Raw genomic sequence first — 456 nt, 5'->3', positions numbered from 1 at the left:
GTATTGGTGATTGCCTGCGGCTGGCTGGCCACACGCATGGGCGCGGAATTTATTCCCAATCTGGACGAGGGTGATATTGCGGTGCAGGCGCTGCGCATCCCGGGCACGAGCCTGTCGCAGTCGCTCGATATGCAGTTCCAGCTTGAGCGGGCCCTGCTCGAATTGCCCGAAATCAATGCCTACTTTTCCCGGGTAGGTACTGCCGAAGTGGCCAGCGACCCGATGGGCCCCAATATTTCTGACGGCTACGTCATGCTCAAGGACAGGGCCGAGTGGCCGAATCCCGACAAGGACAAGGCCCAGTTGCTGGAGGATATTGAGAACAAACTGGCGGCGATTCCCGGCAATGCTTTCGAGATCAGCCAACCTATCCAGCTACGTTTCAACGAGCTAATTTCGGGTGTGCGTTCGGACCTGGGAGTAAAAGTATTTGGCGATGACCTAGCGCAGCTGCTG

1 protein-coding gene is annotated in these 456 nt (G+C 57.5%); it reads left to right on the top strand.

Going from position 1 to position 456, the window contains the following annotated elements; genetic code table 11:
* On the top strand, positions 1-456 hold a 456-nt coding region (locus tag J5M58_RS26860), incomplete at both ends, for an efflux RND transporter permease subunit (RefSeq protein ID WP_207880421.1).

It is taken from the genome of Pseudomonas sp. 32_A, assembly GCF_017490905.1.
GTDB lineage: Bacteria > Pseudomonadota > Gammaproteobacteria > Pseudomonadales > Pseudomonadaceae > Aquipseudomonas > Aquipseudomonas inefficax.
Note: the sequence above shows the minus strand (reverse complement) of the source record. Positions and strands in the feature narration are given on the sequence as shown.